This is a genomic window from Bacillus sp. SYZHCR11 (assembly GCF_057196865.1).
The window spans coordinates 866,008-891,511 of sequence record NZ_JBXUND010000002.1 but is presented as its reverse complement, the minus strand read 5'-3'; the positions used below and the strand labels follow the sequence as shown (position 1 = coordinate 891,511).

Sequence of the window (25,504 nt, the reverse complement as noted above, 5' to 3'; positions counted from 1 at the left end):
CTGTAAATATGATATATTTATTACACAAAATGGGAAAGGGAGGTGTCCTGACAGATGGCTGAAGTGATGGCCCACGAAACAGTTGCGAAAAAAATCAGTGACTGGTATGAGGAAATCAAAAAGCACAACACTGAATCGGCTGAGGCGTTAAGAGAACAACTGCTTACGGATCTGCAAAATATGACACAAAATCAAACGGTGCTCCTTTATTTTAATTTAATTGATTCCCGCTATAAGCTTTTAATGGAAGAGTATGAGAAAACAGACGGCATTTTAAAAACGATCCAGCTGAACGCCGATAAAGAAAAAACAGACCAGATGATTCAATACTATTATTATTTCTTTTCCGGAATGCACGAGTTTTACCGTAAACGGTTTATGAACGCCATTAATTTTTACCGGATTGCTGAAAGCAGGCTCCGGCACATACCGAATGAGATTGAAAGAGCCGAGTTTAATTATCAAGTGGCGATTGCCTACTATGAAATCCGCCAAAACTACTTTGCGATGAACCACGCGGAAAAAGCGTTGGAGATCTACAAAGCCAATGAAATGTACGCGGTCAGAGAAGCACAGTGTTTAATGGTGATCGGCTGTAACAGAATGGACTTGTTCCACTATCAGAAAGCCGAAGAGCTCCTGCAGACGGCGGTTCATCAAGCCGCCAAAGCGGGCGATCCGCATATTGAAGCGCTCGCCCACTTTAACGCAGGCATTTGCTATGAAAGACAGGAAAAACTGGAAGAGGCGCGGGTCGAGTTTGAAACGGCTCTTGATCAAAAGGAGCATTTGCGATCAGCGTATTCGGTGCGGAGTCTGTACATGCTGGCCAGAGTGTTATTGAAGCAGGAAAAGACGGATGAGGGCCGGTTTTGGCTGCATAAAGCGCTGAATGCCGCTGAAGAAAAAAACGAGCCTGTATACACCCAAAAGCTGCGCATTTTACAGCATGTCTTTATTGACCGCAATGAAGAAGCGCTTGAATCAGCTTTCGCCGAGTTAAGAAGGAAAGAGCTGTGGAGTGACGTTTCCGATTTGTCATATCAGGCCGCGGCGCATTTTAAAAAACAGGAGAAATACAAACCGGCGGCGAAGTATTTTCAGGAATCAATTGATGCCAATGACCAAATTTTGAGATTAACGGAGGGGATTCGTAATGAAAACATGTAAATTCATTGTACTCTCAGCAGCCTTGGCAAGTCTCATTTCGATTGGATTATTTGCACAAACTGGTTCAACGGCACAAGCCGAACAAATCATAAAACCGGCGGAAAACGGAGCCTTCGGATAATACTGCATGATACCGCTTTCGTGTAAGGAGTGATTCAATGGCTATCACGCTGCAGCCGATGACAGGACAAGAGTTTCAGTCCTATCTCGCTCATTCAACCAAGCATTACGCTGAAGAAAAGGTAAAAGCGGGAACGTGGCTGCCTGACGAAGCGCCGGAATTAGCGGAGCTGGCGTTTGAAGACCTGCTTCCAGACGGCATGAAGACAGCCGATCACTATTTATGGACGCTGACATTGGACGGAAAGGAAAATGCCGGCTGGCTGTGGCTGCACGCCGATCCGGATCACCCGCAGCAGGACGCATTTATTTATGATTTCGGCCTTCATCCGCCTTTCCGCGGCAAAGGCTATGCAAAAGAGGCGCTCGCAAGGCTGGAGGACAAAGCCAAAGACCTGGGTGTCCGCAAGATTTCTCTCCATGTGTTCGCTCATAACGAAACGGCGCGGAAGCTGTATGAGAAGACGGGATTCCTGGAGACGGATGTCATTATGAGCAAAAAGCTGTCATGAAAAGAGGCCCGCACGATGGGCCTCTTTTGTTATTCATCTAACAATGTCATCATTTGTTCCGGGTAACGCTCGCCGGCCGCCGTGCCGATCGGAAACATCTCATCCAACCGCGCCTTCACATCCTCTGGAAGCACAATGTCGAGAGCGGCGAGGTTCTCTTCCAAGTAGTGTTTCTTTTTTGTACCCGGAATCGGAATGAGGTCATCGCCGTTTGCGAGAACCCATGCGAGCGCAAGCTGGGGCGCGGTGATATTCATTTCCCGGGCAATGGCGGTAAATTTTTGGACGAGCCCTATATTCACCGCCAAATTGTCTCCCTGGAATCTCGGCGTTCTTCTTCTGTAATCATCGGCATCCAGCTGATCTGTCGACGTCATCTTTCCGGAAAGAAAACCTCTGCCGAGCGGACTGTAAGGCACAAATGAGATGCCGAGCTCACGGCAGGCGGGCAGCACATGCTCCTCTGCTTCCCTGCTCCATAAAGAATATTCCGATTGAAGCGCGGCAATCGGGTGAATGCGGACGGCGCGCCTGATCGTTTCTGCGGAAGCCTCTGACAATCCGATATACCTCACTTTTCCTTCGTCAATCAGCTCCTTCATGGCGCCGACAGTTTCTTCAATCGGCACCCGCGGATCAACCCGGTGCAGATAATAAAGGTCGATATAATCCGTCCCAAGGCGTTTCAGACTGGCATCACACGCTTTTTTCACATAATCGGGCCGTCCGTTAATTTCGATAAACTCACCCTTTTCGCTTCGGACATAACCGAATTTCGTCGCGAGGCACAGTTCCTTTCTGAATGGGGCAAGCGCTCTGCCGACAAGTTCTTCATTCGCACCCAATCCATATTGATCAGCCGTATCAAACAAATTCACGCCGAGATGAACGGCATGATGCAGTGTGGAAATCGACTCTTCCTCACTCTGGCTGCCATAGTATTCCGACATGCCCATGCACCCTAATCCCATTGCGGAAACCCGCATCGAACCGATCGTTCTGTCCTTCATATGTCCTCCCCCTTTCTTGTATGATAACCAGATTTCCTGATATTTGAAAATGATTTATGTATATGATTTACATATTGTTATAAAATTTTTAAGAATCTGTAAATTGTATATTTTTTTATCACAATTTCGTCATATAATGAAAACGTGGAAAAATTAACCTTTGAGAAAAGAGGCGAAGTCAATGTGTAAAAAGCTGTTCAAAGCCGTCCTCCCGTTTGCCCTGTCATTCACCATGGTTCTGTCGTTCTCCGGTTTGAATGTAAAAGCGAAAGAAACAGAAATACCACGCTACGCAAAAGAAATCGCAGACCTTCAGCAGGGCACGACTCCTCAAGACGTTCTCCAATCCGCCAAAGAGCTTGCCAAACAGAAGCACGTTTCAACAGAAGCGATTCTCAAGCAGTTTCATCAAGAAATCACGGCAGATAAGGTGCAAGGAAATGTAATCGCTTCCAAAGACGGACTCTCTGCAATGGGCGGATCATCAGGCACTAAAAAACTTCCGAAAAGCACAAAAGGCAATATTTATTACACGAACTCATACACGGCTTATTACAACCACGGGCATGTCGGCATGTATTCATCCGCTGATAAAATTGTCGAATCCGTGCCGGGAGACGGCGTCCGCCAGATTGCTTATAACGGAAGAGAAGTCGAAGACAATTCAATCGTCCAGACCGTGAAAGTCACTGATGCCCAAAAACAAGCCGCCGCTGACTGGGCTGTATCAAGAGTGGGTGATGAATACTCCTTCAACTTCGTCAATAACAGAAATACGGGCCATGAAGGCGCCAAAAACTGCTCAAAACTGCTGTGGTCGGCATTCCTTTTAAAAGCCGGGATTGATATCGACTCTAACGGCGGCTTAGGAGTATATCCGCGCGACATCACAAGCTCGTCTTACACGACCACGATTCTGACCATTCACTAAGGAGAACAATGTGAAAAAAATCATCTGGATACCCTTAGTGATCATCCTTGCCGCAGCGGTCTTATGCTTCTTCTATTTCCGCACGGAAGAGCCTGCGGAGGTTGATAGGGAAACATTAAATGACCCTGATTTTCTGAAAGATAAAGAAGCGCTGTTGTATTTCTCCACTGCGGCTGATCAAGACACATTCGGCGGCGGAAAAAGCTATGCCCTCTTCGCCGATAAAAAGGGGCGGCTCTCTTCTTATCAAATGAAAGGGCTTGAGCTCGGATCGGCCAAAGTGCATGACGAAAGCGTCCTGCTGGAGGACAAAAAAGGAATCTACACCGTTCAAAATGGTCTTCACACATATAAAAGAGCGTATCAGCATACGGGAGACAGCGCGGGATATATCGAACGGGTGAAAGGTTTTTACACGCTGTATAATTCGGGCTACGACAAGAGCGGCGGCAGCTATCGCTCAGAGCTGTACCGCCAGATGGACGGCAAGTGGAAGCAAGAGGTCATCCCGCACTATATCCGTGCTTCAGGCTTTTTTAAAGATCATCTTTTCGCGCTCACGCCGACAGATGACGAAAAAGGCTATCATGTCCAAGACATTCAAGCCGATAAAGAAAAGCTCCATACAAACTCAATCGCGACATGGACGTATAAAGAAGGCACGTCTGTCGAATCCCAGCTCGCCGCGGACGACAGCGCCGTCTGCTTTGTTACCAGAGGGGAAAAAGCCGATTACATCTATCAAATGGTGAAAGTCATGAAAAACAGCGGCGCCATCAAAACGTATGACATCGCCGCTTATAAAAATGACGAACAGACGATCTATGACTCCATGCCGTTCAGCTTCAAAAAAAGCTTTTTCATGGAGCATCGCAGCTTCTATTTCGTTGACGGCTTCGGAACCGTCTACCGCATCAACCCTGAGACCGGAAAAAGCAAAAAGGCTTTCACCCTCCCCGCATCACGAATGAAAGCCGACTTCAAGGAGCTGACCCATCAAAACGGAAAGCTGTATCTGTTTACGTACAGCTACAAAAAGCCCGCCAAAATCGAATCTTTCGACCTGAAAACGGGCAAAAAGCTGAACGACCTGACCATCCCAAACTTAAAAAACATCGTCACACCGAAAAGCCATCTCAAGCTGTATGATGTGCAGGTGATGGGTGGGTTTTAAAGAGTATGAACATTTCGGAAGAGCTTGCCGCTTTTGGTAAGCTTTTTATAATGAAACGTTACTGCGGGAAAGAAGGTGTTCATTTGAAATCATTCAGTATCTTCTTATTGTTGTCCGTCATTTGTATAACCATTGTTTTTGTCATAATGAATATGTTGATTGGATACCCTGATGTGAGTAACGGGGCATTGATTATGATTGTATATATCGTTGTGACCCTCATGATAAGGCTATATAGCAAGAAAAAGAAATAGAGGAATTTGAACCGTAAAAGCAGAAGACAGTCAGGTGAAGGAGGGAGCCGATGAAGAAAAAGCTTGCCGCGGTGACCGTAACCATTCTCCTGGTTTCCGTGATAACCAACTCTTTTCTAAACGGCGGAAAGCCGGACTGGATTGATGTATGCTGTACGCTGCTGGCGTGTCTATTAGGAATTCTGTTCGTCCTTCGCTTAGAAAAAAGAGAAAACACGTAAAGAGCCGGATGCTGAAAACACCGGCTCTTTTTGCGCGTGATTTGCCGAATTGTGGATAAAACTCAGCCCGAAGCACTACTAACATGTGTATAAATAGGTTATATTGAAAAGAGAACAATTGCCGCGTGCAAAAGAAAACCGGAGGACGTAACGATGAAAACCGCTTATTATTCTTGTGAAGAACATATCGAAACCGTGCTGGACATGTACATAGATGATCATGAGCTTCCGCCCGAAATCAGAAAAATCGAACATACTAACAGTTTATCCACAGCCTGTGAATTATGTGGGGACACTGCAACATATCTAGTAGGGAACGAATGATCCTACACAAAATACAGAAAAGATATCCACAATTGTGGACAATATATATGAATAACTTGTTTCTAAAGTGGGGATGACCTGTGAATATCAATATTGTGACCATCGGAAAACTAAAAGAAAAATACCTCAAGCAAGGCATTGAAGAATACAAAAAACGACTCTCAGCCTACGCAAAAATCGACATCATTGAACTCCCGGACGAAAAAGCGCCGGAAAACCTGAGCGACCAAGACATGAAAATCGTTAAAGACAAAGAAGGCGAACGCATCCTGGCCAAAATCAGCCCGGACACCCACGTCATCGCCCTCGCCATCGAAGGAAAAATGAAAACATCCGAAGAACTGGCCGATACAATAGATAAGCTGGCGACATATGGAAAAAGCAAAATCACCTTCGTCATCGGCGGCTCACTCGGCCTAAGCGACGCCGTCATGAAACGGGCAGACGAGAAACTGTCATTTTCGAAGATGACGTTTCCTCATCAGCTCATGCGGCTGATTTTAGTGGAGCAGATTTATCGGGCGTTTCGGATTAATCGTGGGGAGCCTTATCATAAGTGAGTGAGGTTTTTAGAGTAAAGAATTTATTTGCTAATAGTAACAGAGTAATGACATAAAAAAATCCTTCCAATTCGACTTTGAAAATCAAAAGAGAAGGCAACGTAGGAGTTTGCCAAAGAATATTAATATTAAAGAAAGGAGAGGGGAATGTGGTAAAGGAAGGATATAGAGGTGTAGAGTACTACAAAGGGCCAGATTTGGCAAAAGGATATATGCTAGATAAGGCTAAAGAAGTTTATGAGGAGTTGACGATAGGTCATACAATAGAGAATATCAATGAAGCTATAGAATTATATAATATAATCAAGTATGTGAAGGACGATACATTTCTATTATATCTTGGTGAAGATAAAGAGGAATGGCTTAAAGAAAAAGACGGTATAGCTAAATCGTTAGTGGGTAAATATATCAATCATCATTCAGACATATTAGCCGAATATGAAGAAGTAGATTTCGAATATAAGGAATGCTTTTGGGAAATAATAGAAAAAAGGAAGTTGGGTGATATTACAGAAAGCAGATTTAAGGTGTTTCTTGATAAACTTGATGTATTTGCATGGCAAATATTTAAGCAATATAAACTTGTGATGAAATATGACGTGGAATTAAGAGAATACATGCTTATCAATCCAGAAGGAAGTACAAATTTACTTTTGGATAAATATTTATTAAAGCATAGGAGCGAACGAGAGGAATCTTATTTGCCACAATCATTAACTACAGAAGATAAAGAAAAGATTATTAGCACCTATATTGATTTAGACAAGCCTAATTTAAATTATACCAGGCTTCTTAGTAATGTACAGAATACAAAAGAGTTTGCTTTAGATACTAGAGTTAAACTGAAAGCAAAAAGAGTAAGCGAAAGACTTGAGAGAGAACTCTTTAAAGATGGTAGTGGGCGGGGAACGGAAATAATAGTTGAGTTCAAAGAAAATGTAGAGGGTACAGTAAAGCAACATTTCACTTTAAGCAAAGTAGGAACAGAAGTTGATAAAGAATGGTTAGAATCAAACCTTGATAATCCTACATTATTGAACAACTTTATATACATATTCGAGTTCGTAAATAATGATATGGTTTCTAAATTCCCATATAATGAAATATATGCAAGTGTTTTTGAAAGATTTGGTTTTGCTCATGAAAAAGAATACAAGACCTGTACAGCTTTCTCAATAAGAGAATCGTTATCCTTAGCACAAATGCATGTATATTATTCATTTCTAAAGAGTAAAAACAAAGATTTAGAAGCAATAATTGAATGGTTCTTCAATGTTTATCTAAAAGAGGAATTCTATATTGAGGACTTCACCATTAAGCTACCACCTATAGATAATCCGAATTTTGAAAAGTGCAAATCTATATTTCCAACTATTGAAAGCATAATCAAGAAGTATAGGTTTTATTTAGAGGATGGTTACATTGATGAAGAACTTGTACAAATGGAAAGCAAGCCTTTGCCATTTTCTGAATGCCCAAGCATGACAAAAGACAGATACGTGTATATAGCGCCAAATAATGATGAGGCTATAATATTGAGAAATATTATGTTCTCTGACCAAAGTAACCTTACTTATTTCCCGAATTATGGTGATATTCAATACAATACGCTTATTGAAAGGTTGACTACTGATAAGCTGTATTTACATGACATAGAGGATTATCAAAAATCGTCTTTAGATTGGCTTATTGAACATGATTATGTGACTGTAAACGACGATAATGAAATAATGTTGGTCAATAGGAATCGAACACTTATACATTATTATATCCATATAAACGGTGTAGTTGTGACTAGTAAGTTAACTAATGCTCTAAAGCAAGAAGTTGATAAGTTATTAAATGAAAGAGTTTTAGTTTCCGAAAATACATTATTAACAAGGCAAGAATCCAATTATATAGATTACTACTTGAATAAGAAAAATTTTATCAATGGATATGACTTAAGGAACAAGTATTTACATGGTACATCTTCTAGCTATGAGAATGAAAATGAGCATTATGTAAATTATTTGCATGCTCTCAGATTATTAATAACGATTATGATAAAGATAAATGATGATCTTTGCACAGCGAAGGTTGTGGGTGATTAATATTAAGAAGAAACGAACCAGGCCCCTGTGGCAGGAGTAAAAATTGTAAGCATCAAGTTAAATTAGGTTCTTTTCAAAATTAGTTGATAATTCTTTCTAGGCATGTTCAGGGCTCAACAAGAAAAAGAAGAAGTAGAGACCATGAATGAATTGATACGGCTTCTCGACCGCATTTGGAATACGATTCTCATGAATTAACAGTCCATGCTGTGGTGATTCATGTATCGTCAAACCTTCATGAAGTTTCCTGACCCCATTGTGGTGTGAGTTCGTCCACCGTTCACTCCACCTATCCGAAAAAGCTTTCAAGATTTACCCATGCAGAGAAACAAGGCCATGATTCGTTTGAGTAATCGGGAATTATTTTATGATAATCCAACTTGTAGCCACGAGATTTTCTTAGAACGTGCAGTGTTCATTTACTGCAGTTCCGTAACGGTTTCGAAAGTCTTGAGTACCCTATTTAAACAAAAATCAATTAATAAAAACCATACTTAGATTAGTCAAGGGAGCCTTATCATAAGTATTTTATTTTCTTAAACTGATTTTTTCAAAAAAAACATGAAACTCATGATAATATATAACCAGGTCCATTTCAGAAAAATTTGTCACAGGAGGGTATTTATGAAATCTATTGCAATGTTTAACAACAAGGGCGGAGTAGGTAAAACTACATTAGTATGCAATTTAGCAAGTTTTATAGCTGCTGAGTATGATAAAAAGGTACTGCTAATAGATGCGGATCCTCAGTGTAATTCTACGGTGAATTTACTATCTGATAAGCAATTTGAAGAAGTTTATTATAAAAAAGATGGATTCACAATATACGACATGTTAAAGCCCTTACATAGAGGACAGGGCTATTCACAAGAGTTAAATCTAATAAAAGTAAATAATTTTGATATTAGTTTCTTAGCTGGCGATCCACGGTTGGCATTGATGGAGGATTTACTATCCAATGATTGGAGAGATGCTGTTGCAGGTTTACCCAGGGGTTTGAGGACAACGCTTGTTTTCAGTGAATTGTTAAGTAGATGTAAAGAATTTGACTATGTTTTTTTTGATATGGGGCCATCTTTAGGCTCATTAAATAGATCTATATTATTAGCATCAGATTATTTTATAACACCTATGTCTTCCGATATCTTTAGTTTATTGGCGGTTGAGAACATTGGCCAAACTTTAGAAGCTTGGAAAACAAGGTTTAATTATGGAGTTATAAACAATGAAGATCCAGAAGCTTTAGATGGATTAAAAACAGAGAGTAACCTGAAGTTTGCTGGGTATGTTACTCAACAATATACTGCAAAAACAAAGGATGGAGTAAAGAGACCAGTCAAAGCATTTGAACGTATACTTGAACCAATTCCAGCTACGATGAAAAGGGAATTAATTGAAGTCTTGAACAAAGAGGTTGGAGAGAATGATTATGATTTGGGAAGTATTCCTAACTTCCATAGTGTAATACCAATGTCACAAGTTGCCCATAAACCAGTATACAGATTAGAAGCAAAAGATGGAGTAGTAGGTGCTCATTTTACTAAAGTAAAAGAATTTAAATATATTATGGAAGGTATTTCTCGGAAACTGATTGAGAGTTTGGAGGTAATTGGATGATTAGCTGGCCACTTCCTCTCGTGAAAGATATAGCGAGAAGAAAGTCTGTTTTATTTTTAGGTTCAGGAATATCTAGAAATTCCATAAATGCACAAGGTAAAAGGCCACCTACTTGGGAAGAATTTTTGAGAATAGCTTCAGATAATATCTCTGAAAATACTGAACATATTAATACTTTTATAGCTGAAAAAGATTATTTAACTGCTTGTGAAATAATTTATTACAAATTAAGTTCCCATGGTTTTAATGAAATAGCTAAAGATTCTTTCATGAGACCTGGATTTGAAAAACATAGAATTCATGAAGCGATTTTTAAATTAGATTCAAGAATAGTAGCCACTCCAAATGTTGATAAAATATATGATACATTTGCCAACCAAGAATCAAATGGAACTATTAGTGTGAAAAACTATTATGATGACGATTTAGCAGATAAGCTTAGATCCGAGGATCGGATAATCATAAAAATTCATGGCACTATAGATTTCCCTAATCAAATGATTTTCACCAGAAAGCAGTATACAGAAGCTAGGTATAATAATTCCACTTTTTACAAGTTGTTAGATGCCTTAGCCTTAACCCACACATTTATATTTTTAGGGTGCGGTCTAAATGACCCTGATATTAGATTAATTTTAGAAAATTATGCTCATGTATATCCAAATAGCCGCCCACATTATATGGTAACGGCCTCAGATAATGTGACTGAAGATTTAGTTCGGTCTACAAGAGAGAATGCTAACTTGGAAATTATAAGTTATGATTCAACGAACAATCATATAGAACTCTGTCGATCATTAGAATCATTAGTTGTTTTGGTTGAAGAGGAGCGAGATAAAGTTGCTAGTGCAAGAATTTGGTGAGTAACATTCTGTATATTGAGAAATTAACTCTAGTATTACACCTGGCATTTTGTGGAATAGTTCGATAGATTGAATTTTATGCAAAACTATTGCTAGTTAGCAGTCAATGAGGTGAAACAAAAACCAGATTCCACTACAAATCTGGTTTCCCACAGCTATTGAAAGTAATCTACTGTTGCTTCTCTTTCACCATCTTTATAAAGAGAAAGAAGACAATGAATACAATAAAGTAATTCAATGGATTCTTAACGATGCTTATCTCCAGTGAAATCTGTAAGAGTATCCAGAGAATGAAGATGGCTAGTATTGAAGGAATGATGATTTTGTACATGTCGACCACCTTCCATAGTTAATAAAAGAAAGGGGCGCGGGCCCCTTTTTCTTCATGGTTAAAAGCAAGATGCGGCAGCTCCTGTCATTGCACCGCCAACAGCGCCCGTAATTGCTCCGACGGCACCCGCTCCTACTGTTCCGATGCCGGGTATTGTGACTGTTCCTACAGCAGCTCCTGCGAGACCCAGTGTGCCGCCTCCAGTTACCGCACCGCCGCCAGTACCTAAAATACATTTCCCGACTGATTGGGTGCTGATTGAACCGCTCGTTTTTCCAGCGTCTTTGTTTACGACTTTGACTAAAACGCCATTTTTGATTTTTTCGTATTTCAGTGTAACAGGTTCACCATTTTTGTCAGTGGAGCTTTTCGGAAGAGCCTGCTCCTCGCCCGTTATGTTGTCTTTTAGGGTTGCCTTGCCTTTAGCGTCAATATGAACATCTGCATGATTGAACGTCATCTTCAGCTCACTGTCGTTGAGGTTTTCAACTTTGTATGTAGCTTGGGATTCTGCGGCAGCCGCAGCATGGGGTAAAACCGGGAGGGCAAAGGCACCTACTAGGAATACCAAGGCTGCCAGTTTCACTGCGGTTAGCTTCATTCTGTTTTGCATCATTGATCCTCCTCCTTTGGTTGCCATACTAACAAAGGCATTCTGCTTGTTAAACCCTTACCATATAAAATGATAAAAAATTCACCCAATTTCATCACATTAACCAACAAGGTTTGTATGTTTCCCTTCGAAAGTCATAGGAGAGCAGGGTTCATATCTGATGCGAAGTTATCAAGGAGGATAGAAACCGTAAAGAAGAGCTCAGAGAAGCACCTTTATTGCGAACAACAGCTTCTTCCGCATTTTCCACACGTCAGTATAAATCCCTTTCCGTCACGGAAACCTAGTGGAAAAGGTTTCTGAAAGGAGGGGGCGTATGATGAAAAGTGAAAAAATTCAAAACAAAACATCTTTGGTTTGGAAGATGGCGATTGCCTCTGCGGTTTCTTGGGAAGCGGCAAAACTGGCGGGCTCTGATCACCCCTATTTAGCGCCTCTGTCTGTTATCTTATGTTTGCAGCCAACGATAGATCAGTCGATTCGTTTTTCTTTTCATCGTATTGCGGGAACTGCGATTGGGATCATGCTAACGTCCTTTCTTGTCAGTCACTTGCCAATGAATGGCTGGATGCTGGGGCTGTTCCTGTTAGGCGGTACTTACATAGCGAAGTGGTTGCGAATACATGTAACGGTTCTGCATCAGGTAGCGCTCACCATTTTATTGGTCTTTACGTTTGAACGAAACTCTAAAGATTATGCATTCGACCGAATCATCGATACGGTGATCGGCGTCATCATCGCGATTCTGGTTCACATGTTCCTGTTTCCGCCGGATTACACAAAAAAGGCAGCGGACTCTTTTCAAACATTGGCTCGTCAGCTTTCCGGCACACTTTCAGACCTTTCCAAATGGGTTCAATCAGAGTGGGGACAAGGAAAAGGGAACCTTATGGAATATAAAATGAACCATCTTCTGCAGGAGCTGCATATGACAAAAGAGATGCTGCAAACAGCCTCTGACAGCTTAAAATTCAACCCCGTCAGAAAAAAACATAAAATCATCATTTCAAGCTATCAAATAGAGATGCAAAAGTTGAACGCCGGATTTGAGTATCTATCAAATATAGTGAAAACGTTAAAAGAATGGGAAAAAGAAGGAGCTTTATCTTCAAGTGACAAAAGGGAGCTGGGGAATGATTTACAAGTGTTAAGTGAATACTTTGCGGGTTTTAAAGGCATACAGCAAGGTGAAACAGACAATCGGAAACAGAAGGAACAGGACGTGTTATTGGAATCTCTCCGCTCCGACATGCTGTCGCACCCGCCGCCCAGTCATAAGGTCTATAAAGACTCTTTTTTTTTAGAAACGAAGAAATTGCTGAAGCGTTTGTAATGTTTTCCGGAAAAAAAGAATACGGATATACAGATGCAGATATGATCAGGTAAAAGCGGGGGACATGAGATGGATGATATACACCGGATTTTGGATGTCATCGCCAATTCTAAGAAAGCTAAGGTACTGGCTACCATCATTAAAACAGAGGGGTCCGCTTATAAGAAAGAAGGGGCCTCCATGCTGATTTTAGGGGATAAAACAAGAGTCGGAATGTTATCCGCCGGTTGTCTGGAAGAAGATCTCGTTGAACGGTCGGAACAGGTCTGGACTGCAGGAGAGCCGTTGATTGTCCGCTTTGATATGAGCGCGGAAGACGATTTATCTTGGGGACAGGGTGTTGGCTGTAATGGTGTTTTGACGGTGTTGCTTGAGCCTGTAAAAGGGGAATTGGAACGAAATCTGATGACAGTCAAGACATGCTTAGATGAAAAAAAGTCTGTGACCCGACTGAAACGATTCACTGAAACGTTAGAGCCGAAGGAAGATCTGTATATCGCTGAAGACGGCAGCGTGTTTGGAACCGGGGATGTGATGGAACAAGGCCGTATTCAAAAACTGAGACAGATAGAAAAGGGAATCAAAAGGGATGAACATACATCTGATTTATTTTTTATCCATCAGATGGTGCCAAAACCTTGTTTATACGTCTTCGGAGCAGGGGAAGATGCGAAGCCGTTAGTTTCTTTGGCAGCTGGTACGGGTTTTCATGTGACGGTGATTGACTGGCGTCCCGCTTTATGTCATCACGGGCATTTTCCTGAAGCCGGCCATTTGATTACGGGAGCACCGGAAGAAGTCATGGAAGGACTGAGCATGACAAAAAGGGATTTTGTTGTCATTATGACGCACAGCTTTCAAAAAGATCAGATCATTTTACATACAATAAAAAACGAGAATGTGTTTTATAAAGGCGTTTTAGGCCCCAGAAGGCGCACGGAGCGGCTGTTAGGCGGGGCAGAGATTCCGGCAGATATTCATTCCCCTATCGGCCTTCCCATCGGGGCACAAGGCCCTGAAGAGATTGCTGTAAGTATTGTCGGCGAGCTGATTCAAAAAATGCGAAAACAAAGGTCCCGCTTATGAAAACAGCAGCCATATACCTGGCAGCCGGTACAAGCAGACGCATGGGAACGGATAAGCGAAGTTTATTTCTCAATGGCGTTTCCCTTGGAAGTATGGCTCTTAAACATGCCTTGTTATCTGAATTAGATCATATTTTCGTTATTACGGGAAAGGGAGATTCACTGCATTGGCTTTCGGATTTTTTCTTTTTAGATCCCATGTCAAATAAGTGGAGCCAGGCAGAATGTGAGCAGGCGGGTAAGGGCCAAGGCCATTCTATACAATGCGGTGTAAAAAAAGCGGCAGCGTACGAGGCTGACGCCGTTATCATTCTCCTTGCAGATCAGCCGTTTGTCACCGCAGATATCATCAATACGTTAATTGATTCCTATCAAAAAGAGCGCCGTTATTCATTTATCGCCGCTGAAAATCAGCATCTTCCTATGCCCCCCATTTTATTCTCCAATCAATGTTTTCCGGTATTGCATCAGTTAAAGGGGGATCGGGGCGCCCGGCATGTCATCCGTGAAAGTATGATCAAGGCGGGAAAAATGATCAGCTTTCAAGACCCTTTGCTTTTTTATGACGTCGATACAGTTGAAGATTATAGGCTGCTGCTGAATAAATTCGGGGAGTGAATGAGTTGGAGTATATCGGGAAGAGTGTCATTCGGAAAGAGGCCCTTGAAAAAGTGACGGGTAAAGCGAAATATACGGATGATTTTCAAGAAACAGGGACGTTGCACGCAAAAATGCTGACCAGTCCATATGCTCATGCCGATATTGTGTCGATGGACTTTTCAGAAGCTTGGAAGATTCCCGGCGTGAGAGCGATATTGGGGGATGAACCTTTTCCGCTTGCAGGTGAGGAAATTAAAGACAGATCGCCGATTGCTTACAAAAGGGTCAGATACCATGGTGAGCCGGTTGCTGTTGTTGTTGCGGAAAATCCGATTACAGCTAAAAAGGCCGCGGATGCCATCAAAGTATCCTATAAACCTCTTCCCGTCGTCAATTCCCCCCGTGAGGCCTTTCAAAAGGATGCGCCGCTCGTCCATGAACATGCGGACCGCTATGAGAAGACAAAAGGTGTATTCCCGGTTCCGAAGACAAATATCGCAAACGTGGATAAGGTTAGAAAAGGAAATATTGAAGACGGATTTAGGGAAAGTGATGTGACAGCAGACTTCCAGATTTCCTTTAACCCTTCTGATCACGCTGCGATGGAGACAAGATGCTCGATCGCTGAAATTCGGGCGGATGAGGAGATTATCATTACCACATCCTCTCAAGCTCCTTTTGCCATTAAAAAATTAATGCAGTGGTATTTTGGAATTGAACCCGGAAAGGTTATCGTCAAAACGCCTTTAGTAGGCGGGGCGTACGGGGGAAAAGCAGCCGTTCAGTTAGAGGTGATTGCCTATTTGGCATCAAAAGCGGTTGGAGGCCGGCCCGTCAAATTGTTTAATACGAGAGAAGAGGATATGATCACATCTCCCGTTCATGTAGGATTGGATGCCATTGTCAAATTAGGGGCCACAAAGGATGGAATTTTAAAGGCGGCGGACATTCAGCTTTTATTTGATGGCGGAGCATACTCTGATAAAGGAGTGGACATCAGCCGGGCTGCGGTGGTTGATTGTACGGGTCCGTACGCTATCGACCATATATCGTGTGATTCATATTGTATGTATACGAATCATCCATATCCAAGTGCATTCAGAGGCTACAGCCATGCTGAAGTGTTATTTGCTTTTGAGCGGACGATGGATGTATTGGCGGAAAAGCTGAACATGGACCCGTTAGAACTCCGCTATAAAAATGCCATTCGCCCCGGTGACACCACACCGACTCAAGTTCTTCTCAATTCAAGCACGGTCGGAAATGTACCGAAATGTATTGAAAGATTGAAGGAATTAATGAATTGGGACGAGGGACAGCGAATTGAAATCGACGGCCGGAAGATACGGGCGAAGGGAATCAGCTGTATTTGGAAAACCTCAACATTTGATACAAATGCAACGTCCGGGGTTATTTTAACCTTTAATCCCGATGGAAGCATTAATTTGATGTCAGGGGTAGTGGAAATTGGAACAGGGACAAAAACAGTGCTAGCCCAAATCCTGGCGGAACGAATGAAAATGGATATAAGCAAAATTCATGTAAAAATGCTTGTAGATACACAAACAACACCCGAGCATTGGAAAACCGTGGGGAGCAGAGGGACGTTAATGGCCGGAAATGCCGTACTGAATGCAGCGGAAGAAGCCATTCGAAAGCTGAAGGACGCGGCATCATGTGTGTTGCGGGTTCCTGTCGAGGAATTGGAAGTGGCCGACGGAAAGGTTTATTTTATAGATCATCCTTCTGTACATGTTGACATAAAAGACATTGCTTACGGATATACGTTTCCGAATGGAAATACCATTGGCGGCCAAATCATTGCGAGCGGCAATTACACATTAACCCGGATGACGAATTTAGACCGGGAAACGGGAAGAGGAAAGCCGGGACCCGAGTGGGCTGTCGGTGCTCAGGGAATTGAAGTTGAGTTGGATAAGCGGGATTATACGTATCGGATTACAAAAGCCTATTCTGTTGTGGATATAGGAACTGTACTGAATGAAAAAGCTGCAAGGGGTCAAGTGATGGGCGGAATGAGTATGGGAATCGCATTCGGAGGAAGAGAAACCTTTGTCTTTGATTCATATGGCAGAGTATTAAATCCTCAGCTTAGAACATACCGCCCCCTTCACTATGGAGAGCAGCCTGAATATATCATTGAATTTGTTGAAACCCCGCATGAGATTGCGCCTTATGGAGCGCGCGGCGGCGGGGAACACGGACTGCTGGGGATGCCGGCCGCATTGGGAAATTGCCTTTCCGCCGCTTTAGGTGTCCAATTGAATCAACTTCCTCTCATTCCCGAACAATTATGGAGAACGCAAGAGGGGTGGAAAGATGATACCGTTTGATTTTGATTATTTTAAACCGAAGACCATTCAAGAAACAATCAATCTATTTCACTCGCTTGCGGCCGAAAAGAAAACACCGATGTATTATTCCGGCGGCACGGAAATTATCACGTTAGGAAGGCTGAATATCATCTATACGGATGCGGTGATAGACATGAACGCGCTTCCGGGATTTCAAACCATCCGCTTTTATGAACATGAACTGGTGATCGGAGCGGGCGTGTCATTAACGAAACTGGAGGAAGAAAATCCATTTCCGCTATTAAGTAAAACGGTAAGTGAAATAGCCGATCGGACGACTCGAAATAAGATCAGCCTGGGCGGAAACATTTGCGGGGGCATCTACTACCGTGAGGCCGTGCTGCCGTTGTTGATTTCTGATAGTTTGCTAGGGATTGCAGGGAGAGCGGGGATTCATTACCGCCCCATAAATAAAGTATTTAACAAGGAAATACAATTGCAAAAAGGTGATTTTTTATTTCATATCGTTGTCGATCGAGCGTATGTTGACTTGCCGTTTGTCAGTATCAAAAGAAGACAGCAGTGGAATGTCGGATATCCATTGGTGACAGTCTGTGCGCTGAAAAAAGATGATGAGATCAGAATGGCCTTCAGCGGCGTATGTCCATTTCCGTTTCGTTCTGCTGAAATGGAGGCTGTGCTTAACGATAAAAGCTATTCATTAGAAGATAGAGCGCGCAGGTCTTTACAGTATGTACCCAAACCCGTTCTTGATGATGCGGAAGGCTCAAGTGAATACCGAATATTTGTCTTGCAACATACAATTTTAGATGCCTTACGGGAATTAGAAGGAGGTCCAAATGTCTGATCTTATTACGTTGAAAGTAAATGGCGAGGAAAGACAGATGACGGTCAGACCGGCTGATACTTTGTTATTTGCTCTTCGTCTTCGTCTCGGATTAACTGGTGCAAAACCGGGCTGCTTAAATGGGGATTGCGGCGCCTGTACGGTATTAACGGACGGGGTGCCGATGAAATCTTGCTTAATGCTTGCGGCAGAAGGGGAAGGAAAGGACATTACGACAATTGAAGGACTGATCAATACGCCGATTCAAAAGGCTTTTATTGAAAAATTCGCGTTTCAATGCGGTTATTGCACACCGGGTTTTCTCATGAATTGTCATGCTTTAGTGAATACTGAGCCGAATGCAAGTGATGACACGATAAAAAATTGGCTGGAGTCCAATATTTGCAGATGTACGGGTTACAGGGAGATTGAAGAAGCGGTTAAATCCGTTTTACATACAGGGAAAGGGACTTCTTAGTTCGCAACCGTAAAAAAAGAGCCCAGAGAATTATCTCTGAACTCCATATTCTTCACTTCATATAACGATACTCCCGCAGTTTCTCCAAAATCGCCACTTCTTTCAGCAGTTCTTCACCGACGTTTGTTTCTTTCACTTTCTTCCGCTCAAGCTCTTTGTCGACTAATCGTTTCACCGTTAAGACGTCGGTTCCGGTGCTCAGCACTTCGGCCTTGGAGTTAAAGTGTTTATGGGCGACGAGCTGCATGCCGTAGGAATTGTATAAGAGCGTGTAGCCGGCGATGCCTGTTGTGGATTGGTAGGCTTTGGAGAAGCCGCCGTCGATGACGATCATTTTTCCGTTTGCCTTGATCGGATCTTCGCCTTCGATTTCTTTTACCGGTGTATGGCCGTTGATGATATGGCCGTGATCCGGATTGAGGCCGAATTCCTTCAGGATGTTTCGGCAGGTTGCCTCGTCTTCACGCAAATAGTAATACGGGTTTTTCTTTTCTTTATGCGTTTCCTTCTCTTTAATGAAATACCGCTCAAAGGTTGTCATGGCCCGTTTTCCGAAGAGGGAGGAGTATTCGCCTGTCCATAAGTACCACGTCATATCTGTCGCCAGATCATCGGTTTCTTCCGGATGGGCAAACGCTTCACGTAAGAACCGTTCAAATACATCGAGCAGCTCACGGCCCGCATAAGCTTTATCCTCTATCATCATCGTTTCCATGCTGCCGTTTTCATCGACGGGAATACAGCCGTGAATCAGCAGGTTGCCGTTATATTTCAGATACAGGCTGCCTTTTTTCATCATAAAATTCATATGGCGGCCCAGCTTTTCGGAGTGCTGGACAGAAAACAGCAGCTTGTCCATGACTTCTGTTTCTTCTTCTAGCAGCTCGTCAGGCTGTTTGGGATTCACCGTCGCAAAGCAGGTGTTTTCCAGTTGATACGTTTTTCCGTTCAGCGTGATTTCATTGCGGTCATAATCGATCTTTTCCAGTAACAGCCGTTCTTCCATATTAAAGTTCGGCCGTCTCTTAATAATCGGGCTCTCAAGCTTGAATTGGATCATCGCGATCGCCTGATGAATTTTTGTGATTTGTTTAATCTCATCTTCCGGTCTGTTTTCGTCCGCTTTCGGGCGGAAAGACGGGTTATCATCGTAATATTTTTCGGCAAGGTTCAATAGCGGTCTCAGATTGATGCCGTAAACGTCTTCAATAATATCCAGATTGTCATAGCGGGCACAGATGCGGATAATATTTGCCAGGCATACTTTTGAGCCGGAATAAGCGCCTATCCAGAGAACATCATGATTCCCCCATTGAATATCCACTGAATGATAGTTGATCAGTTCTTCCATGATTTTATCCGGCTGCGGTCCGCGGTCATAAATATCGCCGACCACATGCAGATGGTCGACCACCAATCGCTGCGTGCTGTAGGCAAGACCGGTGATCAGCTTATCGGCCTGGCCGAGCGCAATGATCTGTTCTATGATTTCGGAGTAGTATTGTTCCTTGTTGGCGGCTTGTTCTGTTTTGTACAGCAGCTCTTCGGAAATATAAGCAAATTGGGCGGGCAGTGCTTTGCGCAATTTGGATCGGGTGTACTTGGAAGAACAATAAGAAACGAGCTTAATCATCCGATGAATCGTTTCTTTATACCACTCGTTTAATGCCTCTTTCGTATCAAAGCCATGTTTGATCAGCTTCAGTTTGTCTTCCGGGTAATAGACCAAAGCCGCCAATTCATCAATTTCTCTATCGTAAATGACGCCGCTGAAAATATCGCGGATCTTCTCTTTTACTCTTCCTGAACCGTTCCGCAGCACGTGTTGGAATGCTTGATACTCCCCGTGCAGATCACTGACGAAATGCTCGGTTCCTTTCGGCAGGTTCAGTATCGCTTTCAGATTAATGATTTCCGTGACCACTTTTTCTTCACAATCGTATTTTTGTGCGAGCAGATCTAAATATTTGGTTTCCAATCTCGTCCATCCCCTTTTTATTTACGAGCAATTGTATGATAAAGTGAATTTAAAGTATGACATAATGTTTAAATGATTAGACCTTATATGATAGTACCGCATAACGCCTTTTTGAGACAATGAAAACGGAAGATACGGCGCTTCAGGCATCAAAAATTGGACCGGGATAACGCTGTGAGCGTATACCCCTGTTGACAATGCATTCAACTTCCATTAAAATAAAAAGTTAGCTGATAGTTATTTCTATCGGAAACTCAATACGTAGCAGGCTATGATTGCTGTGGGTCGCACTACAGCAGGAGCGGCTTCTGGAGAGACCGCGGGTTTTCCGCGGCGCCGAAGGGTTCACAATCTCAGGCAAAAGGACAGAAGAGTACCGAATATGTATTTGTCATGCTGTTGATTGTCAGCGGCGCAAATATAATTTGATATTCTTATGACCATGAGATTGGAGGGCATCCAATCTCTTTTTTTATTGGCTTTTTTTGCTCGTCGTTCACTAGAGAGGTAAGGAGGAGTCAGATGTGGAGCAGCGAGAGCTAAAGAGGGATCTATCGAATCGGCACGTGCAGCTGATCGCTATTGGCGGCACGATCGGTACCGGATTGTTTTTAGGGTCCGGTAAGGCGATTCAGCTGGCGGGTCCTTCTATCATCTTTGCGTATTTTATTGTAGGTATTGCGCTTTTTTTCGTCATGAGGGCGCTGGGAGAACTGCTGTTATCTAAAGCGGGGTACCAATCATTAACGGATATAGCCGAGGCGTATTTAGGACCGCGTGCAGCGTTTGTCACAGGCTGGACCTACTGGTTTTGCTGGATTATGACGGCTATGGCGGATGTGATCGCGGTCGGTGTGTATGTGAAATATTGGTTTGATATTCCGCAGTGGATTCCGGCACTTATCTGTTTGCTCATTTTATTAGGGCTTAATCTGTTAACGGTTAAGATTTTTGGAGAATTGGAGTTTTGGTTCGCCTTAATTAAGGTAGTCACGATTCTCGCGTTAATTGTCATCGGGGTGGTTCTGCTGGTGATTGGGTTCAAAACGCATACCGGAACGGTTTCAGCGGCGAATCTGTGGGAGCACGGCGGCTTGTTCCCGAACGGATTTTCAGGCTTTTTGCTTTCATTCCAGATGGTGATCTTCGCCTATGTCGGTGTGGAATTAGTGGGTGTGTCGGCGGCGGAAACGTCAAATCCGAAAAAAAATATTCCGTCCGCGATCAATAAAATTCCATTGCGGATTTTATTTTTCTACGTCGGGGCATTGATCATTCTTTTATGTATTAACCCGTGGATGCAGCTGAATGCAACGGAAAGTCCTTTTGTAAAGACCTTCAGTCTGGTCGGCATTCCGTTAGCCGCGGGAATCATTAATTTTGTCGTATTAACGTCTGCCGCTTCTGCTTGTAACAGCGGGATGTTTTCAACAAGCCGGATTCTGTATAACTTAAGCAAAACGAAACAGGCGCCGGCAAGTTTTGCGAAGCTGAATAAAAATCATGTGCCGAGCCGCGCGTTATGGATATCGGTTATTGTGCTGTCAGCGGGCGCTCTTTTAAGCAAATTGATACCGGAAGCGGCCTTTGGCATCGTGACAACCATCAGCGCGATCTGTTTCATTTGGGTGTGGGGCGTGATTCTTGTCTGTCATATCAGATACAGGAAAACCCGTCCGGACTTACACGCAAGCTCGTCTTTCAAGGCGCCGTTTGCGCCGTTTATCAATTACGCCGTGCTGGCGCTGTTTGCCGTCATTCTGGTGATTATGCTGTTTGCGGATGCGACGCGCCCGGCTTTGCTGCTGACGCCGCTGTGGTTTATTGGATTGTTTCTTATCTATCGGGCGAGAGGGAGAAAGACAGATTGACATTACTTCAGGCGGTGTACTGCCATGCAGTATGCCGTTTTAATATAAAAAAGCGCTATCCTGCCGTGTAAGCAGGGTAGCGCTTTTTACATTAATTCCGGATCAAATAATCAAATGCGCCTAAAGCGGCAGTTGCACCTGATCCCATGGAGATAATGATTTGGTTGTACGGGCCGTCTGTGCAGTCCCCTGCGGCAAATAGGCCGGGAACGCTTGTCGCGCCGCTCTTATCGACGATGATTTCGCCGATGCGGTTGCGTTCGACGGTTTCGTCTAACCATTCTGTATTAGGCACGAGACCGATTTGGACGAATACACCTTGGAGTTCAACGTGTTTTTCTTCGCCTGTTTCACGGTCAACGAACGTAATGCCGTTTACGTTTTGGTCGCCTGTGATTTCTTTCGTTTGTGCATTTTTGTGCACAGTGACGTTCGGCAGGCTGTAAAGACGTTTTTGCAGGACTTCGTCTGCTTTCAGTTCAGGCGCGAACTCCAGCACAGTGACGTGATTGACGATACCTGCAAGGTCAATCGCCGCTTCGATTCCGGAGTTTCCGCCGCCGATAACGGCTACGTCTTTGCCTTCAAATAATGGTCCGTCACAGTGCGGGCAGTATGCAACACCTTTGTTTTTGAACTCTTGCTCACCAGGTACGTTGACATTGCGCCAGCGGGCACCTGTTGAAAGGATCACTGTTTTACTTTTCAGTACAGCGCCGTTTTCAAGTTCAAGTTCGAAGAGGTCTTTTTTCTCAAGGCGTTTCGCGCGCTGAAGGTTCATGACGTCAATATCATAATCTTTCACGTGCTCTTCAAGGCTTGCAGCGAGCTTTGGTCCTTCAGTCGCTTTGACGCTGATGAAGTTTTCGATGCTCATGGTGTCGAGTACCTGGCCGCCGAAGCGTTCAGCGACGACACCGGTGCGGATGCCTTTACGCGCCGTGTAGATCGCCGCGCTTGCGCCGGCAGGTCCGCCGCCGACAACAAGAACGTCAAACGGCTCTTTGTCGGCAAACTCAGACGCATCTGCGCCGCTGCCCATTTTCGCGAGAATCTCTTCGATGGTCATACGGCCGCTTCCGAAAGATTCACCGTTTAAGAAAACAGTCGGAACAGCCATGATGTTTTTGCTTTCTACTTCTTCTTTGAATGCCGCGCCGTCAATCATTGTATGTGTGATATTCGGGTTGAGCACACTCATCATGTTTAATGCTTGGACGACATCAGGGCAATTGTGGCACGTCAGGCTGATATAAGACTCAAAGCGGTATTCTCCGCTGATGTTCTTAATCTGGTCAATGACCTTTTGATCAGCCTTAGGCGCTCTGCCGCTGACTTGAAGCAATGCCAGCACTAATGATGTAAATTCGTGGCCGAGAGGAACACCGGCGAATGTAACGCCTGTGTCTTCTCCGGTACGATTAACGCTGAAGCTCGGTGTTCTGTTTAATTCAGTTTTTTCAACTGAAATTTTAGATGACATGGAAGCCAGTTCGTCAACGAGAGCCAGCATGTCCTTAGAAGTGTCATCGTCACCGGCGCTTACTTTGAGAACAATGTCGTTCTCAATTAGCTGCATGTATTGATTTAATTGTGCTTTGATATTTGCATCAAGTACCAATGGAATGCACTCCTTAGATTTTACCTACCAAATCAAGGCTAGGTGTAAGTGTTTCGCCGCCTTCTTCCCATTTAGCCGGGCAGACTTCACCTGGGTTTTGACGAACGTATTGAGCTGCTTTTACTTTGTTTACTAGGTTGCTTGCGTCACGGCCGATACCGCCTGCATTGATTTCAACTGTTTGGATAACGCCATCAGGATCGATGATGAATGTTCCGCGGTCAGCAAGACCAGTTTCTTCGTCAAGAACGTCGAAGTTGCGGGAGATCGTTTGAGATGGGTCACCGATCATTGCGTAAGTGATTTTGCCGATTTTTTCAGAGCTGTCATGCCAGCCTTTGTGTACGAAGTGAGTATCTGTAGAAACAGAGTATACTTCAACACCTAATTCTTTCAGTGCAGCGTATTGTCCTTGAAGATCTTCAAGTTCAGTCGGGCAAACGAAAGAGAAATCCGCTGGGTAGAAGCAGAAAACGCTCCATTGACCTTTCAAATCTTCGTTTGTTACATCGATGAATTCACCGTTTTTGAAAGCTTTTGCTTCGAATGGCAGTACTTCTTTTCCGATTAAAGACATAATATCTTCCTCCTGAAATGTGATTTGAAATATATTAAAAAGACAAAGCATTCACTTTATCTTTCAATAATAATTCTAATTATATATAGATTATTAAATAACATTTATTTTTTGTCAAGCTATATGGGGTATTATTTTCTGCTTTTTTTGCTTTAGACATTTAATAACGCCTGGTATAAGCGGTTTGGCGCTGCTTGTCATGTGTAGCGCCGGGCGAAAGGAGGATTCTCAATTGGTGAATCGAAACAGTAGGAATCAACCCCTCTATATGGCAGTATAAACCAAAGGGGGTATGATCATGCAAATAAATCACATTACTTTGTACAGTTGTGCGTTGGAGGAGACGAAACACTTCTATGAACGGGTGTTAGGTTTTCCTTTAATTGATGAGTCCGGTGATTCGTTTACCATCAAGGCGGGAGAAAGTGAGTTGGAATTCAGGCGCGCCGATTCTCACTCTCATCCGACGTATCATTTCGCGTTTAACATTCCGAATAATCGTTTTGATGAGGCGAAGGCGTGGATAAAGGATAAAGTCGTTTTTCAAACGGAAGATGGGGAGGATGAGGTGTATTTCACTCATATTCAGGCGCGTTCCTTTTATTTCAAAGATCCGTCCAACAATCTGGCGGAATTCATCGCGAGAGACACATCGCCGGAAAGCGCGGAACGTTTTTCGATTGAGTCCGTCCTGAATATCGGCGAGGTGAATCTGACGGCTGCCGAGGTGGTATCGACGGGGAAGGAGCTGCAGCGTCTCGGCATTCCGGTGAGAAAGCATGCGCCTCTTAGTGAAAACGGGTTTCATTTTATGGGTGATTACAATGATGGGGCGTTTTTGCTTTTAGGGCCGAGCGGCCGCCGCTGGATTTTTTCTGATCAGCATGCGGAGTTCCATCCGCTGTCTGTCATTGTGAACGGGACGATCCGCATTGAGGCTGACGGAGAAGGCGGCATTGACATCAGGCGGGCACAGCCGTCATAAAAAAGCCCGGGCTCAAAAGGC

25 protein-coding genes and 1 riboswitch are annotated in these 25,504 nt (G+C 43.4%); of the genes, 19 read left to right on the top strand and 6 right to left on the bottom strand.

Going from position 1 to position 25,504, the window contains the following annotated elements; translation table 11 throughout:
- Positions 1 to 54: 54 nt before the first annotated feature.
- Genes AC2CGA_RS11220 through AC2CGA_RS11210 form a run of 3 tightly spaced genes read left to right on the top strand, consistent with a single transcriptional unit; the run spans position 55 to position 1,802 of the window.
- The gene (locus AC2CGA_RS11220) at positions 55 to 1,170 is read left to right on the top strand and encodes a response regulator aspartate phosphatase (RefSeq protein ID WP_024086023.1); all 1,116 of its coding nucleotides are present in this window, start codon (positions 55 to 57) and stop codon (positions 1,168 to 1,170) included.
- Positions 1,157 to 1,291 carry a hypothetical protein gene (locus AC2CGA_RS11215; protein WP_007407881.1) on the top strand — a complete coding sequence of 45 codons (135 nt, stop codon included), beginning with the start codon at positions 1,157 to 1,159 and terminating at the stop codon, positions 1,289 to 1,291. The genes AC2CGA_RS11220 and AC2CGA_RS11215 overlap by 14 nt, the downstream gene beginning before the upstream one ends.
- 37 nt (positions 1,292 to 1,328) lie before the next feature.
- A complete protein-coding gene (locus tag AC2CGA_RS11210; protein WP_072588337.1) occupies positions 1,329 to 1,802 on the top strand; it encodes a GNAT family N-acetyltransferase in 474 nt (157 codons plus the stop codon).
- Positions 1,803 to 1,831: 29 nt separating this feature from the next.
- Here AC2CGA_RS11210 and AC2CGA_RS11205 read toward each other — a convergent pair whose 3' ends face one another.
- Positions 1,832 to 2,812 (bottom strand): aldo/keto reductase, encoded by a 981-nt coding sequence (locus AC2CGA_RS11205; protein ID WP_139885504.1) that lies wholly within the window; start codon positions 2,810 to 2,812, stop codon positions 1,832 to 1,834.
- A 181-nt stretch (positions 2,813 to 2,993) separates the two neighbouring features.
- On the opposite strand from AC2CGA_RS11205, the gene AC2CGA_RS11200 reads away from it, so the two are divergent.
- The 8 genes from AC2CGA_RS11200 (at position 2,994) to AC2CGA_RS11165 (ending at position 10,849) form a co-directional block, all read left to right on the top strand.
- A complete protein-coding gene (locus AC2CGA_RS11200; protein WP_015387448.1) occupies positions 2,994 to 3,743 on the top strand; it encodes a YiiX/YebB-like N1pC/P60 family cysteine hydrolase in 750 nt (249 codons plus the stop codon).
- Between the two features lie 10 nt (positions 3,744 to 3,753).
- Positions 3,754 to 4,917, top strand: coding sequence for a hypothetical protein (locus AC2CGA_RS11195; RefSeq protein ID WP_264254720.1), 1,164 nt, complete (start codon positions 3,754 to 3,756; stop codon positions 4,915 to 4,917).
- Between the two features lie 304 nt (positions 4,918 to 5,221).
- Positions 5,222 to 5,392 (top strand): hypothetical protein, encoded by a 171-nt coding sequence (locus AC2CGA_RS11190; protein ID WP_004393146.1) that lies wholly within the window; start codon positions 5,222 to 5,224, stop codon positions 5,390 to 5,392.
- A 153-nt stretch (positions 5,393 to 5,545) separates the two neighbouring features.
- Positions 5,546 to 5,716 (top strand): CxxH/CxxC protein, encoded by a 171-nt coding sequence (locus tag AC2CGA_RS11185; protein WP_004393147.1) that lies wholly within the window; start codon positions 5,546 to 5,548, stop codon positions 5,714 to 5,716.
- An 80-nt stretch (positions 5,717 to 5,796) separates the two neighbouring features.
- The gene (rlmH, locus tag AC2CGA_RS11180; RefSeq protein WP_007407874.1) at positions 5,797 to 6,276 is read left to right on the top strand and encodes a 23S rRNA (pseudouridine(1915)-N(3))-methyltransferase RlmH; all 480 of its coding nucleotides are present in this window, start codon (positions 5,797 to 5,799) and stop codon (positions 6,274 to 6,276) included.
- Positions 6,277 to 6,425: 149 nt separating this feature from the next.
- Positions 6,426 to 8,369, top strand: coding sequence for a hypothetical protein (locus tag AC2CGA_RS11175; RefSeq protein ID WP_088037194.1), 1,944 nt, complete (start codon positions 6,426 to 6,428; stop codon positions 8,367 to 8,369).
- Positions 8,370 to 8,993: 624 nt separating this feature from the next.
- Positions 8,994 to 9,986, top strand: a complete 993-nt coding sequence (locus AC2CGA_RS11170) for a ParA family protein (RefSeq protein WP_020958089.1) — start codon at positions 8,994 to 8,996, stop codon at positions 9,984 to 9,986.
- Positions 9,983 to 10,849, top strand: coding sequence for an SIR2 family protein (locus AC2CGA_RS11165; protein ID WP_061861697.1), 867 nt, complete (start codon positions 9,983 to 9,985; stop codon positions 10,847 to 10,849). The genes AC2CGA_RS11170 and AC2CGA_RS11165 overlap by 4 nt, the downstream gene beginning before the upstream one ends.
- A gap of 169 nt (positions 10,850 to 11,018) precedes the next feature.
- Here AC2CGA_RS11165 and AC2CGA_RS11160 read toward each other — a convergent pair whose 3' ends face one another.
- Positions 11,019 to 11,180: a hypothetical protein gene (locus tag AC2CGA_RS11160; RefSeq protein ID WP_004393168.1), complete on the bottom strand. Its 162-nt coding sequence runs from the start codon at positions 11,178 to 11,180 to the stop codon at positions 11,019 to 11,021.
- 58 nt (positions 11,181 to 11,238) lie between these two features.
- Entirely contained in the window at positions 11,239 to 11,793 is a 555-nt protein-coding gene (locus AC2CGA_RS11155; protein ID WP_264101689.1) for a Pathogenicity island protein, read from the bottom strand.
- A gap of 316 nt (positions 11,794 to 12,109) precedes the next feature.
- Between AC2CGA_RS11155 and AC2CGA_RS11150 the strand changes: the two genes are divergently transcribed.
- The 6 genes from AC2CGA_RS11150 (at position 12,110) to AC2CGA_RS11125 (ending at position 18,451) form a co-directional block, all read left to right on the top strand.
- Positions 12,110 to 13,126 (top strand): FUSC family protein, encoded by a 1,017-nt coding sequence (locus tag AC2CGA_RS11150; protein WP_349686190.1) that lies wholly within the window; start codon positions 12,110 to 12,112, stop codon positions 13,124 to 13,126.
- Positions 13,127 to 13,195: 69 nt separating this feature from the next.
- The gene (locus AC2CGA_RS11145) at positions 13,196 to 14,212 is read left to right on the top strand and encodes an XdhC family protein (protein ID WP_117614740.1); all 1,017 of its coding nucleotides are present in this window, start codon (positions 13,196 to 13,198) and stop codon (positions 14,210 to 14,212) included.
- On the top strand, positions 14,209 to 14,829 hold the full coding sequence (locus AC2CGA_RS11140) for an NTP transferase domain-containing protein (RefSeq protein ID WP_484480194.1): 621 nt from the start codon (positions 14,209 to 14,211) through the stop codon (positions 14,827 to 14,829). Before AC2CGA_RS11145 ends, AC2CGA_RS11140 begins: the two co-directional genes overlap by 4 nt.
- Before the next feature lie 5 nt (positions 14,830 to 14,834).
- A complete protein-coding gene (locus AC2CGA_RS11135) occupies positions 14,835 to 17,165 on the top strand; it encodes a xanthine dehydrogenase family protein molybdopterin-binding subunit (protein ID WP_484480193.1) in 2,331 nt (776 codons plus the stop codon).
- Positions 17,152 to 17,994 (top strand): FAD binding domain-containing protein, encoded by an 843-nt coding sequence (locus AC2CGA_RS11130; protein WP_213403685.1) that lies wholly within the window; start codon positions 17,152 to 17,154, stop codon positions 17,992 to 17,994. Before AC2CGA_RS11135 ends, AC2CGA_RS11130 begins: the two co-directional genes overlap by 14 nt.
- Positions 17,987 to 18,451: a (2Fe-2S)-binding protein gene (locus AC2CGA_RS11125; protein ID WP_044052762.1), complete on the top strand. Its 465-nt coding sequence runs from the start codon at positions 17,987 to 17,989 to the stop codon at positions 18,449 to 18,451. The genes AC2CGA_RS11130 and AC2CGA_RS11125 overlap by 8 nt, the downstream gene beginning before the upstream one ends.
- Positions 18,452 to 18,503: 52 nt before the next feature.
- Here the strand turns inward: AC2CGA_RS11125 and fbp are convergent, their stop codons facing one another.
- On the bottom strand, positions 18,504 to 20,429 hold the full coding sequence (fbp, locus tag AC2CGA_RS11120) for a fructose-1,6-bisphosphatase (RefSeq protein ID WP_213403683.1): 1,926 nt from the start codon (positions 20,427 to 20,429) through the stop codon (positions 18,504 to 18,506).
- Positions 20,430 to 20,727: 298 nt separating this feature from the next.
- Positions 20,728 to 20,808: riboswitch (glycine riboswitch) on the top strand.
- Positions 20,809 to 20,953: 145 nt separating this feature from the next.
- On the opposite strand from fbp, the gene AC2CGA_RS11115 reads away from it, so the two are divergent.
- A complete protein-coding gene (locus AC2CGA_RS11115; RefSeq protein WP_139885500.1) occupies positions 20,954 to 22,300 on the top strand; it encodes an amino acid permease in 1,347 nt (448 codons plus the stop codon).
- Between the two features lie 91 nt (positions 22,301 to 22,391).
- Here the strand turns inward: AC2CGA_RS11115 and ahpF are convergent, their stop codons facing one another.
- On the bottom strand, positions 22,392 to 23,921 hold the full coding sequence (ahpF, locus tag AC2CGA_RS11110; protein WP_007614902.1) for an alkyl hydroperoxide reductase subunit F: 1,530 nt from the start codon (positions 23,919 to 23,921) through the stop codon (positions 22,392 to 22,394).
- Positions 23,922 to 23,934: 13 nt separating this feature from the next.
- Complete coding sequence (gene ahpC / locus AC2CGA_RS11105) at positions 23,935 to 24,498, bottom strand: alkyl hydroperoxide reductase subunit C (RefSeq protein WP_004393188.1); 564 nt, start codon at positions 24,496 to 24,498, stop codon at positions 23,935 to 23,937.
- 298 nt (positions 24,499 to 24,796) lie between these two features.
- Between ahpC and AC2CGA_RS11100 the strand changes: the two genes are divergently transcribed.
- Positions 24,797 to 25,483, top strand: a complete 687-nt coding sequence (locus AC2CGA_RS11100) for a VOC family protein (RefSeq protein ID WP_014306142.1) — start codon at positions 24,797 to 24,799, stop codon at positions 25,481 to 25,483.
- Positions 25,484 to 25,504: the final 21 nt, after the last annotated feature.

Coding starts and splice junctions, on each gene's coding strand:
- AC2CGA_RS11200 (WP_015387448.1), top strand. CDS start 2,994: ATGTGTAAAAAGCTGTTCAAAGCCGTCCTCCCGTTTGCCCTGTCATTC.
- AC2CGA_RS11160 (WP_004393168.1), bottom strand. CDS start 11,180: ATGTACAAAATCATCATTCCTTCAATACTAGCCATCTTCATTCTCTGG.
- AC2CGA_RS11130 (WP_213403685.1), top strand. CDS start 17,152: ATGATACCGTTTGATTTTGATTATTTTAAACCGAAGACCATTCAAGAA.
- AC2CGA_RS11215 (WP_007407881.1), top strand. CDS start 1,157: ATGAAAACATGTAAATTCATTGTACTCTCAGCAGCCTTGGCAAGTCTC.
- ahpC (WP_004393188.1), bottom strand. CDS start 24,498: ATGTCTTTAATCGGAAAAGAAGTACTGCCATTCGAAGCAAAAGCTTTC.
- AC2CGA_RS11190 (WP_004393146.1), top strand. CDS start 5,222: ATGAAGAAAAAGCTTGCCGCGGTGACCGTAACCATTCTCCTGGTTTCC.
- AC2CGA_RS11210 (WP_072588337.1), top strand. CDS start 1,329: ATGGCTATCACGCTGCAGCCGATGACAGGACAAGAGTTTCAGTCCTAT.
- AC2CGA_RS11145 (WP_117614740.1), top strand. CDS start 13,196: ATGGATGATATACACCGGATTTTGGATGTCATCGCCAATTCTAAGAAA.
- AC2CGA_RS11125 (WP_044052762.1), top strand. CDS start 17,987: ATGTCTGATCTTATTACGTTGAAAGTAAATGGCGAGGAAAGACAGATG.
- AC2CGA_RS11100 (WP_014306142.1), top strand. CDS start 24,797: ATGCAAATAAATCACATTACTTTGTACAGTTGTGCGTTGGAGGAGACG.
- AC2CGA_RS11170 (WP_020958089.1), top strand. CDS start 8,994: ATGAAATCTATTGCAATGTTTAACAACAAGGGCGGAGTAGGTAAAACT.
- AC2CGA_RS11155 (WP_264101689.1), bottom strand. CDS start 11,793: ATGCAAAACAGAATGAAGCTAACCGCAGTGAAACTGGCAGCCTTGGTA.
- AC2CGA_RS11140 (WP_484480194.1), top strand. CDS start 14,209: ATGAAAACAGCAGCCATATACCTGGCAGCCGGTACAAGCAGACGCATG.
- AC2CGA_RS11220 (WP_024086023.1), top strand. CDS start 55: ATGGCTGAAGTGATGGCCCACGAAACAGTTGCGAAAAAAATCAGTGAC.
- AC2CGA_RS11165 (WP_061861697.1), top strand. CDS start 9,983: ATGATTAGCTGGCCACTTCCTCTCGTGAAAGATATAGCGAGAAGAAAG.
- AC2CGA_RS11150 (WP_349686190.1), top strand. CDS start 12,110: ATGATGAAAAGTGAAAAAATTCAAAACAAAACATCTTTGGTTTGGAAG.
- AC2CGA_RS11185 (WP_004393147.1), top strand. CDS start 5,546: ATGAAAACCGCTTATTATTCTTGTGAAGAACATATCGAAACCGTGCTG.
- AC2CGA_RS11205 (WP_139885504.1), bottom strand. CDS start 2,812: ATGAAGGACAGAACGATCGGTTCGATGCGGGTTTCCGCAATGGGATTA.